Below are 13,648 nucleotides of genomic sequence, written 5' to 3'. Positions count from 1 at the left end.
GAACGTGCAGGTGAGACCGGGGTTCGTGCTCGAGGTCGACGAGCGCACACCTCCGCTGCTGGTGCACCAGGGTGAGGGGCTGACGCTGGAGCGGTTCCCCCTGGGTACCCGGGTGGTGTATCCGCCGGAGTCCCTTCCGGGGGTGGGCGATGTGGACGCGGCGATCGCGGACGCGTTGGAGCATCCGTACAACTGTGAGCCGTTGCGGGAGCTGCTGCGGCCGGGGATGCGGCTGACGATCGCGTTCGACGATCTGTCGATTCCGCTGCCGCGGATGCGCCGTCCGGATGTGCGTCAGCGGATCATCGAGCAGGTGCTGACGCTGGCGGCGGCGGCCGGGGTCGACGACGTGGTGCTGATCGCGGCGAACGCGTTGCATCGGCGGATGACGGCGGCGGAGATCGAGCACATCGTCGGGGAGCGGGTGTTCCGGTCGTTCTGGCCGGACAACCTGTACAACCACGACGCCGAGGACCGGGACAACCTCCTGCACATCGGGGTGACCGACCACGGTGAGGATGTGGAGATCAACCGGCGGGCCGCGGAGAGCGACCTGCTGGTGTACGTGAACGTGAACCTGGTCGCGATGGACGGTGGGCACAAGTCGGTGCCGATCGGGCTGGCGTCGTACAACAGCATCCGCCACCATCACAACTCGCACACGATGGTGCGTTCACGGTCGTTCATGGACCACACCCGTTCGGAGATGCATTCGTCGGCGTGGCGGATGGGTCGGCTGCTGGCGAACCATCTGAAGATCTTCCATGTCGAGACGACGCTGAACAACGCCTGTTTCCCGGACAAGTACAGCTTCCTGACCCGCCGGGAGTGGGAGTGGTCGGTGCGGGACCAGGCGATGGCGTACGGGATGAGCCGGGGGCTGTCGGTGATGCCGTCCCGGCCGCGGCGCAAGATCTTCCATGATCTGCTCGCCGACTACCAGGTGACGGGTGTGTTCGCCGGGGAGACGGAGACCACCCACGACCAGACGATCGCCAGTGTGCACCGTCAGCAGCTCGTCGAGGTGGACGGGCAGTCCGACGTGCTGGTGGCGGGCCTGCCGTATGTGGGCCCGTACAACGTGAACTCGGTGATGAACCCGATCCTGGCGACCTGCATGGGGCTGGGGTATTTCTTCAACATGTACCGGGGTAAGCCGCTGGTGCGGCACCAGGGTGCGATGATTCTCTACCATCCGGTGACACCGGAGTTCTCCCAGCTGCACCATCCGTCGTATGTGGACTTCTTCACCGAGGTGCTCGCCGAGTCCACCGACCCGGCGACGATCGAGGCGAAGTTCGAGAAGCAGTACGCGACGGACCCGTGGTACATCCACCTGTACCGCACCTCGCACGCCTATCACGGCGTCCACCCGTTCTACATGTGGTACTGGGCCGCGCACGGCATGGACCACCTGGGTGATGTGGTGTGGGTCGGGGGGGATCGGGCGGCGTGCGCGCGGATGGGTTTCCGGGCGGCGTCGACGCTCGCGGATGCGTTGGAGATGGTGTCGGGCACGGTGGGCCGTGATCCGTCGATCACCTACCTGCACACCCCGCCGCACACGATGGCGGACGTGCGATGAGTCCGGCGGGCCGCTTCGGTGGGCCGCCGCGGCCGGGGATCTCCGCGGCGGAGGTCGTGCGGGGGTTCCGCTGGGGTAACCGGTCGCTGGTGCCGGCGTCGGCGCAGGCGCACCGCCCGCCGACGCCGGCGCGGGAGTTCCCGACCGCGTGGGCGCGCAGCACCCCGGCGCGGGCGGCGCGGACCGCGTTCCTGGAAGGGGCGATGAACCCGCTGCTGCACGCGGCGCTGACCCCGACGGTGGCCGGGGCGGAGGTGTTCGACGAGGTCGGTGACGGCCCGGTGATCGTGGTGTCGAACCACTCCAGTCATCTGGACGCCCCGCTGCTGCTGTGTGCGCTGCCGCGGAAGGTGCGGGAACGTACCGCGGTGACGGCGGCGGCGGACTACTTCTTCGAAAGCACCTGGCGGGGCCTGTCGACGGCGTTCGCGTTCGGGACGGTGCCGATCGAGCGCCGGGGCGGGGTGCCGTCGACGTTGCCGCTGGATCTGCTTCGTGACGGGTGGAACCTGGTGGTGTTCCCCGAGGGCACCCGGTCGCAGGACGGGGCGCGTGGCCGGTTCCGCCTCGGTGCGGGGTATCTGGCGGTGACCGCGGGGGTGCCGGTGGTGCCGGCGGCGTTGCGGGGCGCGTATGCGGCGATGCCGCGTGGGCGGGCCTGGCCGTTGCCGGGTCGTCCGCGGGTGTCGGTGCGGTTCGGGTCGCCGATCCGGGCCGGGGACGGTGAGGATGTGCGGGTGTTCACCGCCCGGCTGTCGGCGGAGGTGGACCGGCTAGGGGTGGAGGACTCCACCAGCTGGTGGGCGTCGCTGCGGGCGTCCGGTGCTGGTGAGACGTCGGTGTCGACGTCGTCGGGTTCGGTGGCGGTGCCGCCGGCGCGGGCCGGGCGGGGTGAGGCCCCGGTGGCGCGGTGGCGGCGGGTGTGGGAGGCCACCGAGCCGCCGGCGCCGGTGCGGTCACGGTCGCCGTGGGAACGCTGATCACACCGGGCCGGTGATGTGACTCTCGTCACATCAAGATCGTCTTGTGGATAAACCTGTTCATGGTGCGGTGGGTAGTCGGGGTGGGCCTGGGGATGACCTGTGGGTCAGGGCCTTCCCTGCCCCCGCGCGCGAAGTCAAGGCGTTGCCTCACGCTGTGTCACAGGTATGACTGGATACATGGCTCTGCTGCACCGCTCCGACCGCCCCGAGCGTCGTCCCGTCGACCGGCCCGTACCGGCCGCGCGCCCCGCCGCGCGCGTCGGTGGGCGTCCCACCGCCGCCGGCCATCCCACGGCGCTACCGGCCCGTCCGGGCCCGGACACCGCGGGAGATCGCGACCCGCGGGTCCGTTCACGTCGAACCCAGGGCGCGATCCTGGCGGTCCGCCGGCCCGCCGGCACCACGACCGGGCCGGCCGCCGGCACCGGTGACGATGCGGCCCCACCCGCCGGTCCGACCGGACGGGCGTTGCCGCCGAGCGTGGCGCGGGTCGCCGCGCGGACCCGGCTGTCCGCCGAACTGCTCGCCGCGATCCTGGAGGTCGAGGACCGCACCCGCGCCACCCTCGACGACATGGAACGCGCCGACGCACTGGCCGAGCGGCTTCTCGCCCGCCGCCGCGACCGGCTGGCCGCGGCCGCCAGCCCCGCGGGCCGGCTGTCCGCCTGAGGAGCGGCCCGTCAGCGCCTGTCAGCGCTCGGCGGGGTCGATGAGCGCGTCCGGCAGATGCGACGGCTCGAAGACGCCGAGCAGGTAGCGGTCCGGCCGAACGACGGCGATCCGTGCGCGGCCGTGCCGCCCACGCATGCACAGCACGGTGCCCTCCAGGTCCTCGACGACAAGGTCCTCGACGGCCGGGCCGCCCGCGCGGATGTCACCGGCCCGGCCGGGGCCGGTGACCGTCACCACGGCGGCACCGCGGCGGTCCGCCCACCGTCGGACCTGCGGGGGCAGGTGCTCGCCGGGGTCGACACCGAGCCCGAGCAGCGCCCAGGACAGGCCGAGAAGGTCGTCGAGGTGGCCGGTCGTACCGGCCGATGTGCGTACCCGCGGGTTCGCCAGGACCCGGCCGGCCCAGCGGCCACCATCGTGCCGTGTGCGCGCCGCCCGGGGCAGGCGGGTCCGGGGCCGCGCCGCCCCGGAGCGCAGCGCCTGGCGCAGACCGGGGGTGTGCGCGGCGGTGCGCAGTGTCATCCGCAGCAGCGCCGCGCGGGTGGGGCTGGTGGTCTGCACGACCCGGCCGGCGCGGATCGCGCGGGTGGTGATCGCCGCCACCTGGGGTCGGCGTTCCCGCTCGTAGTCGTCGAGGGTCCGCGGGTCGCGGCGCCCGGTGACGACCTCGGTCAGCCGCCAGGCCAGCGCGGCGGCGTCCCGGATGCCGGAGGCGAGGCCCTGCCCGGCGAACGGTGGCATGGTGTGCGCCGCGTCCCCGGCGAGCAGGACACGGCCGACCCGCCACCGGTCGGCCATCCGGGCGTGGAACGTGTAGACGGCGGCCCGTTCGATCGTGACCGTGCCCGGGTCGATCCAGGGTGTGAGCAGGCGGGTGACCGTCTCCGGCCGGGTCATCCGCGCGGGATCCTCGCCGGGGAGCAGCATCCACTCCCATCGGTGTCCGCCCGGCATGGGCATGGTCACCGCCGGCCGGCGCGGATCGAGAACGAAGGCGATGTCGGCGGGCATGGGCAGCGGCCCGGGTGAGCGTGTGTCGACGACGAGCCAGGGCTGCGCGAAGGTCGTGCCCTGGTACCCGGCGCCGATCAGGGTGCGCACGGTGCTGGACGCGCCGTCGCAGCCGACCACCCAGCGTGCCTGGACGGCGCTGCCGTCGTCCAGGTCGACCTGCACCGCGTCGGGGCCCTCACGTAGCCCGCTCACTCCCACCCCGAGGCGGACGTCCACCGAGGGCAGGTCGGCGAGGCCCGCGCGCAGGGAACGTTCCAGGGACGGCTGGTGGATGAACGCTCCGACGGGTACGCCGAGCTCGGCGGGGCCCTGGCCCGCGGCGAGCAGCAGATGTCGGTCCGGGCCGACGAACGTCGCTCGGGCCGAAGGGCGGACCTCGTCGAGTAGACCGGCCATTCCGGGGAGGCGGACGAGCAGGCGTAGCACCTCCTCGTCGAGGCCGGCGGCGCGCGGACGGGGATATGTGCTGGTGGCCGGATCCACCACCAGCACGGACACCGCCCGCTCGCCGAGCAGCGTGGCGAGGACCGCGCCCACCGGCCCGCATCCGGCCACCAGCACATCCACCGTCGTCATCGCTGCCCCCGCCCGCAGGTTTCTACAAAGCGTAGAAGATGCGGGTGGCTGTCGCCGGCGTTCTCCCGGTCCGGCGGTCCGGAAACGGTGGACCCGGCGAAAGCCTCAGGCGGAGGCTTCGGCCGGGCCGGTGTAGGGGATGAGCGGCAGCAGCCCGGGCCCGGCGACGGAGACGATCTCGTTGACCCGGCGGCTGAGCATCCGGGAGGGATGCACGTCGAGGATCGCGACGATGTCACCGAGCAGCCGGGAGGCCTGCGGCGGGTCGTCCGGTGCCAGGGCGCTGGCCAGGCAGGCCAGCGCCCAGCCGCGTTCGATCGTGCCGGAGCTGGTCAGGTCGACCGCGATCCGGGCCAGGTCGGCGGCGCTGTCACCGCCCATGCGGGCGACCACGTCGGCGACGGCGCAGGCCTCCCGGACCTCGTCGAACGCCGGCCAGCCCGGATGGCGCAGGCCCTGCACGCAGGGCCGGGTGGCGAGGCGGTCCAGCGCGATCAGCGCGGTGTCGCTGTCGCCGAGGGTCGCCGCGGCGGCCGCCTCGATCGCGGCCGCCCACCCGCACAGGTAGGGGTGCCCGGCCGCGGCGGCGCGCCGGGCGGCACCGGCGGCGGCGTCGTAACGGCCGGTGACGAACGCGACGAGTGCGTCGAGGGTGGCCGCCGTCCCGGTCAGCAGCGGATCGTCGAGCTGGGCGGCGAACTGGTCGGTGAGGGTCGCGAACCGCCGTGCCGAGGGGTCGTCACCCGACTCGACGGCGAGCACTCCCAGGTAGAAGGACAGGAAACCGGCGATGCCGGTGAGCTCACGGTGGGTGGCCGGGGACAGCCGCCGGCCCAGCGCGGCCTGCGCGCGGCGCCAGTCGGAGATGACCGGGCGCAGCAGCAGGGTGGGCGGGGTGGTCAGCAGGGTGGTGGCGTAGCGGTGCAGCCGGTCGTCGAACTCCGCCATCGTCAGCGGGTCCGGGTCGGCGTAGGCGATCTCCCGGGAGAGCATCGCGGCGGCACGGGACGCCGCGGCCAGCCCGTGCCGGTCGCTGTGGACGGACTCGGGCAGCTCGACCCGACTCATCCCACGTCCTTCCCGCCCCCGGCCCGCTGCGGGGCTGGTGGGGCCGTTACGTTCCCGGCGGGGCCGGGGCAGTGCCGGTGCCACGCCCCGCGACGGTCCGTGGCGTGGCACGGACCGGTTGATCCGGACCGCTGGTGCCTGACCGCTGGCACCCTGACCACTTCGGTGCGTTGCATCACCATTGCGGCGCTGCGTCACCATTGCGGCAACGATCGGTGACCATCGCACGCTACCGCGTCCGGGGTCGCAGCGCGCAGTGGATATGTGATGTCGTGGTGGCCTGGCACCATCGCGCTCCTGCTGCCAGGCTTGGCTCCTGCTGTACGTCGATTGTTGTCCACGTCCTGGTGTGGAGTACAGGTTTCAGCGGGAATGTGGTGTGTTACGGCGTTACGAGGGGCGTCCCTCTTCGTGTCGTGCGCCCGCGGAACGCGGGATCCACCGATGAGCAAGTGTTCACTAAGTCTTGGCGGCGGGGTGAACGATCGCCTAGTGTTGGCCTGCCTCGAACCGCGGAGGTGGCCGGTCGGCGTCAGGCCTCGCAACGGGCGCCTCGCGATCCCAGGAGGCAGCGATGATCACCGAGAAGCTCGCCGCGGCGTTAGCCCGGCACTGGGAGGACGGGTTCAACCAGTACGACGTCGACCTCGTGATGGAGCCGATCGGCACCGACATCCTGTTCAGCTCGCCGTTCGTCCAGCGGCGAACCGGTGACCCACAGAAGGTGACCGTCGAGGGCTACGACGCCTTCCGCGACTACATCGACGACTCGATGCGCCGCCTGCCCGGCATCCGGTACAGCATCGAATCATCCCTGGTGAGCACCCAGACGGTCGTGTTCGTCTACAGCTTCAGCTTCGCCGACGGCACGTCCGCGAGCGGCGTCGACTACCTGCGTCTCGACGACGCCGGCAAGATCGTCGAATGGCGGTGTCACTACCCGCAGGCCTTCGTCGACGCCCGCCTGTAACCGGCGAGGGCACCGGTGGAAGCGCCCGGGAACAGCACGTCGTGGGAGCGGCACGTCGGAGGTGGGCTGGATGTCGGTGCGGACCAGGATGCGCTGGGTGTCCAAACACGGTGCGGTGCGGCTCGCGCTGAGGCAGGCGCACCGCCGCGGCGACCTGGCGACGCTCGCGACGATCGACCCCGCCTCCGCCCCCGACCCGCTGAAGGTCTACGACGACCTGCGCGCCGCCGGCCCGTTCGTCCAGGGCCGGCTGGCGACGGTGACCGCGAGCCATCCGGCCGCGGCGGCGCTGCTGCGCGACGACGCGTTCCGAGCCGCCGGAGACCTGTCCAAACTGCCGCTACCGCTGCGGGCACTGGCCCGGATCAGCTACGACCCGGCGGCGAGCGGACCGATCGACCCGCCGTCGCTGCTCGCCGTGAACCCCCCTGACCACACCCGCCTGCGCCGCCTCGTCTCCCGGGTGTTCACCGCCCGCGCGATCGACGCGCTACGCGGCGAGGTCGAACGCACCGCCCATCACCTGCTCGACGTCATGGCCGCCGAAGGCACCGTCGACCTGGTCGAGCGATACGCCGCCCAGCTGCCGGTGACCGTCATCACGACCATCCTCGGTGTCCCCGCCGACATGCGCGCCCAGTTCCTGCGCTGGGGCGCCGACGCCGCCGCCACCCTGGACGTCGGCCTGCCCTACGCGGACTTCCAGCGGGTCGAAGCCGCGCAGCGAGCGGTCAACAGCTGGTTCGCCGGCCACTTCGCACAGCTGCGGCGCGCTCCCGGCGACGACATCCTCAGCCGGCTCGTCGGCCTCACCGGCGACGGTGAGCAGCTCACCGAGACCGAGCTGACCGCCACCGCCCAGCTGCTGCTCGCGGCCGGCTTCGAGACGACCGTCAACCTGCTCGGCAGCGGCACCCTGGCGCTGCTCGAACATCGCGAACAGCTGGAGTCGCTACGCGCCGACCCGTCCCGCTGGCCGAACGCGATCGAGGAGATCCTGCGGATCGAATCCCCGGTGGCGCTCACCACCCGCGTCGCCGGCACCGACACCGAGCTCCTCGGCGTCGCCATGGCGGCCAGGCAGCTCGTCGTCGTCATGCTCGCGGGCGCCAACCGCGACCCGGCGGTGTTCACCGACCCGCATGTCCTCGACGTCCAGCGCGCCAACGCCCGGGACCATCTGGCGTTCTCCGGCGGCATCCACTTCTGCCTCGGCGCGGCCCTGGCTCGGCTGGAAGGGGAGATCGGTCTGCGGCTGCTGTTCGAACGGTTCCCCGACCTGGCGCTCGCCGGCACGCCGCACCGCCGCCCGACCCGCGTCCTGCGCGGCTGGGAGACCATCCCCGTCCACGTCGGGACGTCGGCGCGCACCGCCCGGTAGGCACGGGATGCCCGGCGGCGTAGGGTCACCGGCATGAGACTGCGACGATGTTGATGCTCCGGTCGCTCCCGGACTGAGGCGGGTCTCGCCCGCCGGCTGTACGCGTACGCGGCGTGCGAGGACGCGGTGCTGCTCTACCCGTTGTACGCACTGCTGTTCACCGAGCACGGGCTGTCGCCGGCCGCGGTGTCGTCGCTGTTCGCGCTGTGGTCGCTGACGGCGTTTCTCACCGAGGTCCCTTCCGGTGTGCTCGCCGACCTGGTGTCGCGGCGGCTTCTGCTGGTCGTGTCGCCGCTGCTGTCCGCGGCGGCGTTCGCCCTGTGGACGCTGGCACCGGGCTACGGCACCTTCGCCGCCGGTTTCGTGCTCTGGGGTGTCGGCGGCTCCCTGCGGTCGGGTACCTGGCAGGCCCACATCCACGCCGAACTGGCCGTCCTCGGCCGCGCCGGCGCCTACCCGCGGCTGATCGGACGGGCCGAGGCGGTCGGCACCGTCTCGGCGCTGCTGTGCGCCCTCGCCGCCGGCCCCGTGCTGGCCGCGGGTGGATTCACCGCCGTCGGCCTCGCCAGCGTCGCCGCGCCCCTGGTGGCCGCCGTCGTCGCCCTCACCCTCCCCGACACGCGTGCGCGCCCGCTCCCGGAGCACGAGGTCGCGGCATCCGGCGACGGGACGGAGGGTGTGACCGAGCCGGGAGCACGCCAGGTCCTGCGCGAAGGGGTCGCCGCGCTGCGCGGGGCGGCACCGGTACGGGCCGCCGTCGTGGCGGTCGCCGGTCTCGCCGCGGTGCTCTCCCTCGACGAGTACCTGCCACTGCTCATCGCCGACACGGGTCTCGCGCTCACCGCGGTCCCCTTCGGCTACGGGCTGATCCTGGCCGGCGACGCCGCCGGAGGCTGGCTCGCCGACCGCGGCACCGAGCATCCCGGCCGGGTCCTGGCCGGCGGTGGCTGCGCGCTCGCCGTCGGCGCGTTCAGCGCCACCCCGGCCGGGCTGGTCGGGGTGGCGGTGGCCTTCGGTGTGCTGCGGTGGGCCGCCGTGCAGGCCGACACCCGCCTGCAACGCGAGACCGCCGACTCCTCCCGGGCCACGGTCAGCTCACTGGCCGGCTCGGCCGCGGAGGTCACCTCGCTGGCATCGTTCGGGTTGTGGGCCCTCGGGTCGGCCTGGGCCGGGCCGGCGGTGCTGTTCGGCTGCGCCGCGCTACCCGTCCTCGTGCTCGCCGTGACCTGGCGCCGCTGAGAAGGAGCGCGACCCGGTCGGCCCGCCGTCGCGGCCACCCGCCCCGGTAACAAACCCGCCGGCTGATCACCCCAGATCACCCTGGGCGATCGTCCCGCGGCGTTCATGCTGGGAACTGCCTGCGTCCCGATCCGACCCGATCCGACGAGGAGTCGCCCGTGTCCCCGATCCAGAACAGCCCGCGGGAGCCGGTGGGGCATGCGCGCTATGCGGGCCTGGGAACGTTCGCCAGACTGCCCAGGCTCGACGAGGTGAGCCGGGCCGACGTCGCTGTCCTGGGAGTTCCCTTCGACTCGGGGGTGAGCTATCGCCCTGGTGCCCGGTTCGGCCCGAATCACATCCGGGAGAGTTCACGGCTGCTGCGGCCCTACAATCCGGAGCTGGGTGTCGCGCCGTTCCAGACACTGCAGGTCGCCGACGCCGGTGACGTCGCGGCCGGGCCGTATGACCTGCACGGCGCGCTCACCGCGATCGAACGCCACGCGCGGGACCTGCTCGACGGCGGCGCCCGGCTGCTGACCATCGGCGGCGACCACACCATCTCACTGCCGCTGCTGCGCGCGGTCGCCGCCGTGCGCGGGCCGGTCGCCGTCGCCCACTTCGACGCCCACCTCGACACCTGGGAAGGCTCCTACGGCAGTGCCTTCAACCACGCCACGCCGTTCCGCCGCGCCGTCGAGGAAGGTCTGATCGACATGGAGGCGAGCATCCACGTGGGGGTGCGCGGTCCCCTGCCCGCCGACACCGACCTCACCGACGACGCCCGGCTCGGCTTCACCGTCATCACCGCCACCGAGATCGAGCTGGACGGCGTCCGTGCCGCCGCGGAGCGCCTGCGGGCCCGGATCGACGGCCGGCCGGTGTACGTGTCCGTGGACATCGACGTCCTCGACCCGGCCCACGCACCCGGCACCGGCACCCCCGAGGCGGGCGGGCTGACCAGCCGGGAACTGCTGGTCCTGCTCCGTGAGCTCGCCTCGGTGGACGTCGTGTCCGGTGACATCGTCGAGGTGGCGCCCGCCTACGACCACGCTCAGATCACCGGGATCGCCGCGGCGCACACGGCGTACGAGATCGTGTCGACCATGGCTGTCACCCCGCACCCGGCGCGATCCCGACCGGCCCACGCCGTGCCCACCGATGCCGTGCCCGCGCCCGCGGACGCCGCGACGGCATAGGCGGACCTCGGAAGGCTCAGCAGGCGCGGCGCAGGGTCACAGACCGACCCGCCCGGACGGGTTGTCCGCGTCGAACAGCCGCCCGGCCCGCACATACGACTCCAGCGACGCCGCCGACCGCCAGCGGCCCTGCCGCATGATCGACCGGTCGTTCACCCCGGCGCGGGCCGCGGCTGTCGCGAACCCCGACCGCAGCGAATGACCGGCGAAGTCGGCCGGGTCCAGTCCGGCGGCGGCCACCCGCCGCTGCACGATCCGCGCCACCGATCCCGGGTACAGCCGCACCGTGCCGACCTGCCCGTGCCGGTTGATTCCGCGGAACGCCGGCCCGTCGGCCAGCGGGGTGCCCGCCGCCGCGGCCGCCGCGACCCAGCCCCGCCACGCCCGCACCGGGCACGTCGGCCGGTACGACCCGTACGCCAGGCCGACCTGTGCCCCGGCTGCCTCCTGGTCGGTCTTGGACCGGCGCACCGTCACGACCAGCCCGTCGTCGGTCTCCACCAGGTCGGCGGTGTCCAGGCCGACCAGCTCGCTGCGGCGCAGGCAGCCGGCGAACCCCACCAGCAGCAGCGCCCGGTCCCGCACATCGGCGAGGTGGGTGTCGTCCAGCCCGGCGACCACCCGCGACAGCAGCGACGTGTCCAACGCCGCCTTCCGGCTCGGACGCACCCCGCGAGAACGGCGGATACCGTTCCACACCGCCGACACCTCCGCCGCCGCGGTCGGGTTCGTCACCCGGGCCAGCTGGTGGGCGACCGAGATCGCCGCGAGCCGGCGGCGGATCGTCGACGGGGCGTAGCCGTCGTCGGCGAGCGCGGCGATGTAACCGGCGACAGTGACAGCGGAGGCGGGGACGGCGACCAGCGCCACCGGCTGGCCGGCGCACCAGGCCCGGAAATGACGCAGGTCCGCGTCGTAGGCCCGCCACGTCGCCGCAGACCGCGATGCCCGGGCATAGTCCCCGACCCGCTCGGCCAATGGCTCCGCGAGCTCCCCCCCGAGCTCCCCGCCGGGCACGGGCACCATCGCACCGCCGGCGCCCACCACCTCGCCTTCGAGCACCTCACCCGCGAGCGTCTCGGTCGCGCTGGTCGCGCTGGTCGCGCCGGACGGGTCACCCGGGTCGGCCGGTGCTGGCGGGCCGGCCACGGTGACAGCAGGGGAGGGAGTCACCAACGCGCCGTCACGGCCGTCACCGTCGCGATCGTCGTCGACACCCTGCCCGACCACCACCGGCTCCCTCCCGCCCCGCCGCCGTGCCCCTGCTCGATGATCGTAGGCTCCGCCGCGGCGCGGGGCCGGCGGCGACCGGCCCCTACCGGCCGGCGTGGCGCAGGGCGTCGATCCCGACGTCCAACGCGGCCTGCAGATAGGTCAGCCGACCGGTGGACATGAGCATCAACACCCCGCCCTGCACGCCGGCCAGCAGCGCGGCGGCATGGCGGGCCGGGTCCACCTCGGCGCCGACCTGACCGGTGGCCCGCATCGCCGCCACGCCAGCGGCCAGTTCCGACTCCCAGCGGCCCATCAGCTCCGCCACCACCGCCTGCGCGCCGGGAGTCGCCCGCCCCACCTGGGTGAGCAGCCCCCCGAGCGGACAGTCCCGGCCCTGCGCCTGATAGCGGGCCAGCACCCGGTCCCGCCAGCCCTCCCACGCGGCCCACGATGTCAACGCCCCCAGCTGGGGCTGCTGGTCGGCGAGCACCTGGTCGGCCTCATGGCGGGCCACCGCGAGCAGCAGGTCCTCGCGGCCGCCGGGGAAGTAGTGGAACAGCTGGCTCTTGCTGGTCGCGGTCTGCTCGCGGATGTCGTCCAGCGTCGTGGCGGCGACGCCGTGCGTGCGGATCCGCGCCGCCGCGCCGGCGATGATGCGCGCCCGGGTGGCCTCGCCCTTCGACGTCAACGCCCGTGCCATGGCCCCACCCTCCCATTTCTGGACTTGCGGGTCCAATTTCTGTGGGGCAGAGTCCGACCCGGCACCAGCCAGACCGCACCATCCGAACACCGCCCTCACCATCACAAGGCAGGTCGCCCGCCATGACCATCAGCCCTCTGCAGGACCAGACCGCGCTGGTCACCGGCTCCACCGACGGCATCGGAGCCGCGATAGCGACGCAGCTCGCCGCCGCTGGCGCCCATGTCCTCGTCACCGGCCGCGACCACGGCCGCGGGCGGGACGTCGTCGCCGCCGTCGCCGCCGCCGGTGGCACGGCCACGTTCCTGCGTGCCGATCTCGCCGGCGGCTCCGCCGCCGTCACCGGGCTCGCCGCCGCCGTCCACGACACCACCGGGCGGCCGCTGGACATCCTGGTCCACAGCGCCGCCCGCCTCGTCGACCCGGCACCCACCGACCAGGTCGACGAGGACGTGATCAACGGCGTGCTCGCCGTCAACGTCACGGCAGCGTTCCTGCTCACCGCGGCGTTCGCGCCCGCCATGGCCGCCGCCGGCAGTGGGGCGATCATCAACATCGGATCGGTCAACGGGCTGATCGGCATGGCCGGGTCCGCGCTCTACGGTGCGTCCAAGGCCGCGCTGCATTCCCTGACCCGCTCCTGGGCCGCCGAATACGGCCCGCGCGGGGTGCGGGTCAACACCATCGCGCCGGGCCCCACCCTCACCCGGCGGACCGAGGCGATCAGTGATCACCTTGCGCCGATGCTGGCGCGGGTCCCGTCGCGGCGGGCCAGCACCCTCGACGAGGTCGCCGCCGCCGCGGTCTTCCTCGCCGGCCCGGCCGCGGCCAACATCCACGGCGCCACCCTGACGGTCGACGGCGGCTGGTCCGCGCTGTAGTCGCCGCCGGCGGCTGCGGCGCAGGGTGCGGCGAGACGCCGCCGGCGGGAGGGCGGGGGAGTGCGCCGGCGGCGACGGACGCCTGACCGATTTCTTCAGTAAATCTGTCGACTAGGTCGACTTGTCGGCTGTCGCGGGCCTAGCATGAGGCTCATGAGCCGCAGGTCACCCCTCGCGCGCCGCGTG

The 13,648-nt window shown here is 73.3% G+C and carries 12 protein-coding genes; 8 read left to right on the top strand and 4 right to left on the bottom strand.

The genetic code is table 11. The features are described 5' to 3' along the window. Nucleotides 1–4: 4 nt before the first annotated feature. The 3 genes from ACG83_RS32725 to ACG83_RS47180 all read left to right on the top strand — a co-directional run bounded on the left by ACG83_RS32725 (nucleotide 5) and on the right by ACG83_RS47180 (nucleotide 3,237). On the top strand, nucleotides 5–1,585 hold the full coding sequence (locus tag ACG83_RS32725; protein WP_054570129.1) for a lactate racemase domain-containing protein: 1,581 nt from the start codon (nucleotides 5–7) through the stop codon (nucleotides 1,583–1,585). Continuing rightward, nucleotides 1,582–2,565, top strand: a complete 984-nt coding sequence (locus ACG83_RS32720; protein WP_054570128.1) for a lysophospholipid acyltransferase family protein — start codon at nucleotides 1,582–1,584, stop codon at nucleotides 2,563–2,565. The genes ACG83_RS32725 and ACG83_RS32720 overlap by 4 nt, the downstream gene beginning before the upstream one ends. 180 nt (nucleotides 2,566–2,745) lie before the next feature. After that, nucleotides 2,746–3,237, top strand: coding sequence for a hypothetical protein (locus ACG83_RS47180; RefSeq protein WP_235498335.1), 492 nt, complete (start codon nucleotides 2,746–2,748; stop codon nucleotides 3,235–3,237). Between the two features lie 21 nt (nucleotides 3,238–3,258). Here ACG83_RS47180 and ACG83_RS32710 read toward each other — a convergent pair whose 3' ends face one another. Both ACG83_RS32710 and ACG83_RS32705 read right to left on the bottom strand, forming a co-directional pair. Next, complete coding sequence (locus ACG83_RS32710; protein WP_054570127.1) at nucleotides 3,259–4,830, bottom strand: bifunctional 3-(3-hydroxy-phenyl)propionate/3-hydroxycinnamic acid hydroxylase; 1,572 nt, start codon at nucleotides 4,828–4,830, stop codon at nucleotides 3,259–3,261. Between the two features lie 105 nt (nucleotides 4,831–4,935). Beyond that, complete coding sequence (locus tag ACG83_RS32705; protein WP_054570126.1) at nucleotides 4,936–5,898, bottom strand: hypothetical protein; 963 nt, start codon at nucleotides 5,896–5,898, stop codon at nucleotides 4,936–4,938. Between the two features lie 574 nt (nucleotides 5,899–6,472). Here ACG83_RS32705 and ACG83_RS32700 point away from each other — a divergent pair. From ACG83_RS32700 to speB, 4 genes are all read left to right on the top strand, one after another. Further along, nucleotides 6,473–6,868: a nuclear transport factor 2 family protein gene (locus ACG83_RS32700; protein ID WP_054570125.1), complete on the top strand. Its 396-nt coding sequence runs from the start codon at nucleotides 6,473–6,475 to the stop codon at nucleotides 6,866–6,868. 76 nt (nucleotides 6,869–6,944) lie between these two features. After that, nucleotides 6,945–8,249 (top strand): cytochrome P450, encoded by a 1,305-nt coding sequence (locus ACG83_RS32695; RefSeq protein ID WP_200931429.1) that lies wholly within the window; start codon nucleotides 6,945–6,947, stop codon nucleotides 8,247–8,249. Nucleotides 8,250–8,375: 126 nt separating this feature from the next. Next, nucleotides 8,376–9,488, top strand: a complete 1,113-nt coding sequence (locus ACG83_RS32690; RefSeq protein WP_235498334.1) for an MFS transporter — start codon at nucleotides 8,376–8,378, stop codon at nucleotides 9,486–9,488. 158 nt (nucleotides 9,489–9,646) lie between these two features. Further along, entirely contained in the window at nucleotides 9,647–10,666 is a 1,020-nt protein-coding gene (gene speB, locus ACG83_RS32685) for an agmatinase (protein WP_054570123.1), read from the top strand. Nucleotides 10,667–10,702: 36 nt separating this feature from the next. Here the strand turns inward: speB and ACG83_RS32680 are convergent, their stop codons facing one another. Together ACG83_RS32680 and ACG83_RS47805 are read right to left on the bottom strand one after the other, a co-directional pair. After that, complete coding sequence (locus tag ACG83_RS32680; protein WP_083473779.1) at nucleotides 10,703–11,899, bottom strand: site-specific integrase; 1,197 nt, start codon at nucleotides 11,897–11,899, stop codon at nucleotides 10,703–10,705. An 82-nt stretch (nucleotides 11,900–11,981) separates the two neighbouring features. Continuing rightward, a complete protein-coding gene (locus tag ACG83_RS47805; RefSeq protein ID WP_054570122.1) occupies nucleotides 11,982–12,581 on the bottom strand; it encodes a TetR/AcrR family transcriptional regulator in 600 nt (199 codons plus the stop codon). Between the two features lie 122 nt (nucleotides 12,582–12,703). Here ACG83_RS47805 and ACG83_RS32670 point away from each other — a divergent pair, with 122 nt between their 5' ends. Continuing rightward, complete coding sequence (locus ACG83_RS32670; RefSeq protein ID WP_054570121.1) at nucleotides 12,704–13,462, top strand: SDR family NAD(P)-dependent oxidoreductase; 759 nt, start codon at nucleotides 12,704–12,706, stop codon at nucleotides 13,460–13,462. The last annotated feature ends 186 nt before the right edge of the window (nucleotides 13,463–13,648 follow it).

The organism is Frankia sp. R43 (genome assembly GCF_001306465.1).
In the GTDB taxonomy this organism is placed as follows: domain Bacteria; phylum Actinomycetota; class Actinomycetes; order Frankiales; family Frankiaceae; genus Parafrankia; species Parafrankia irregularis.
This window is presented reverse-complemented; position numbering and strand designations above follow the sequence as displayed.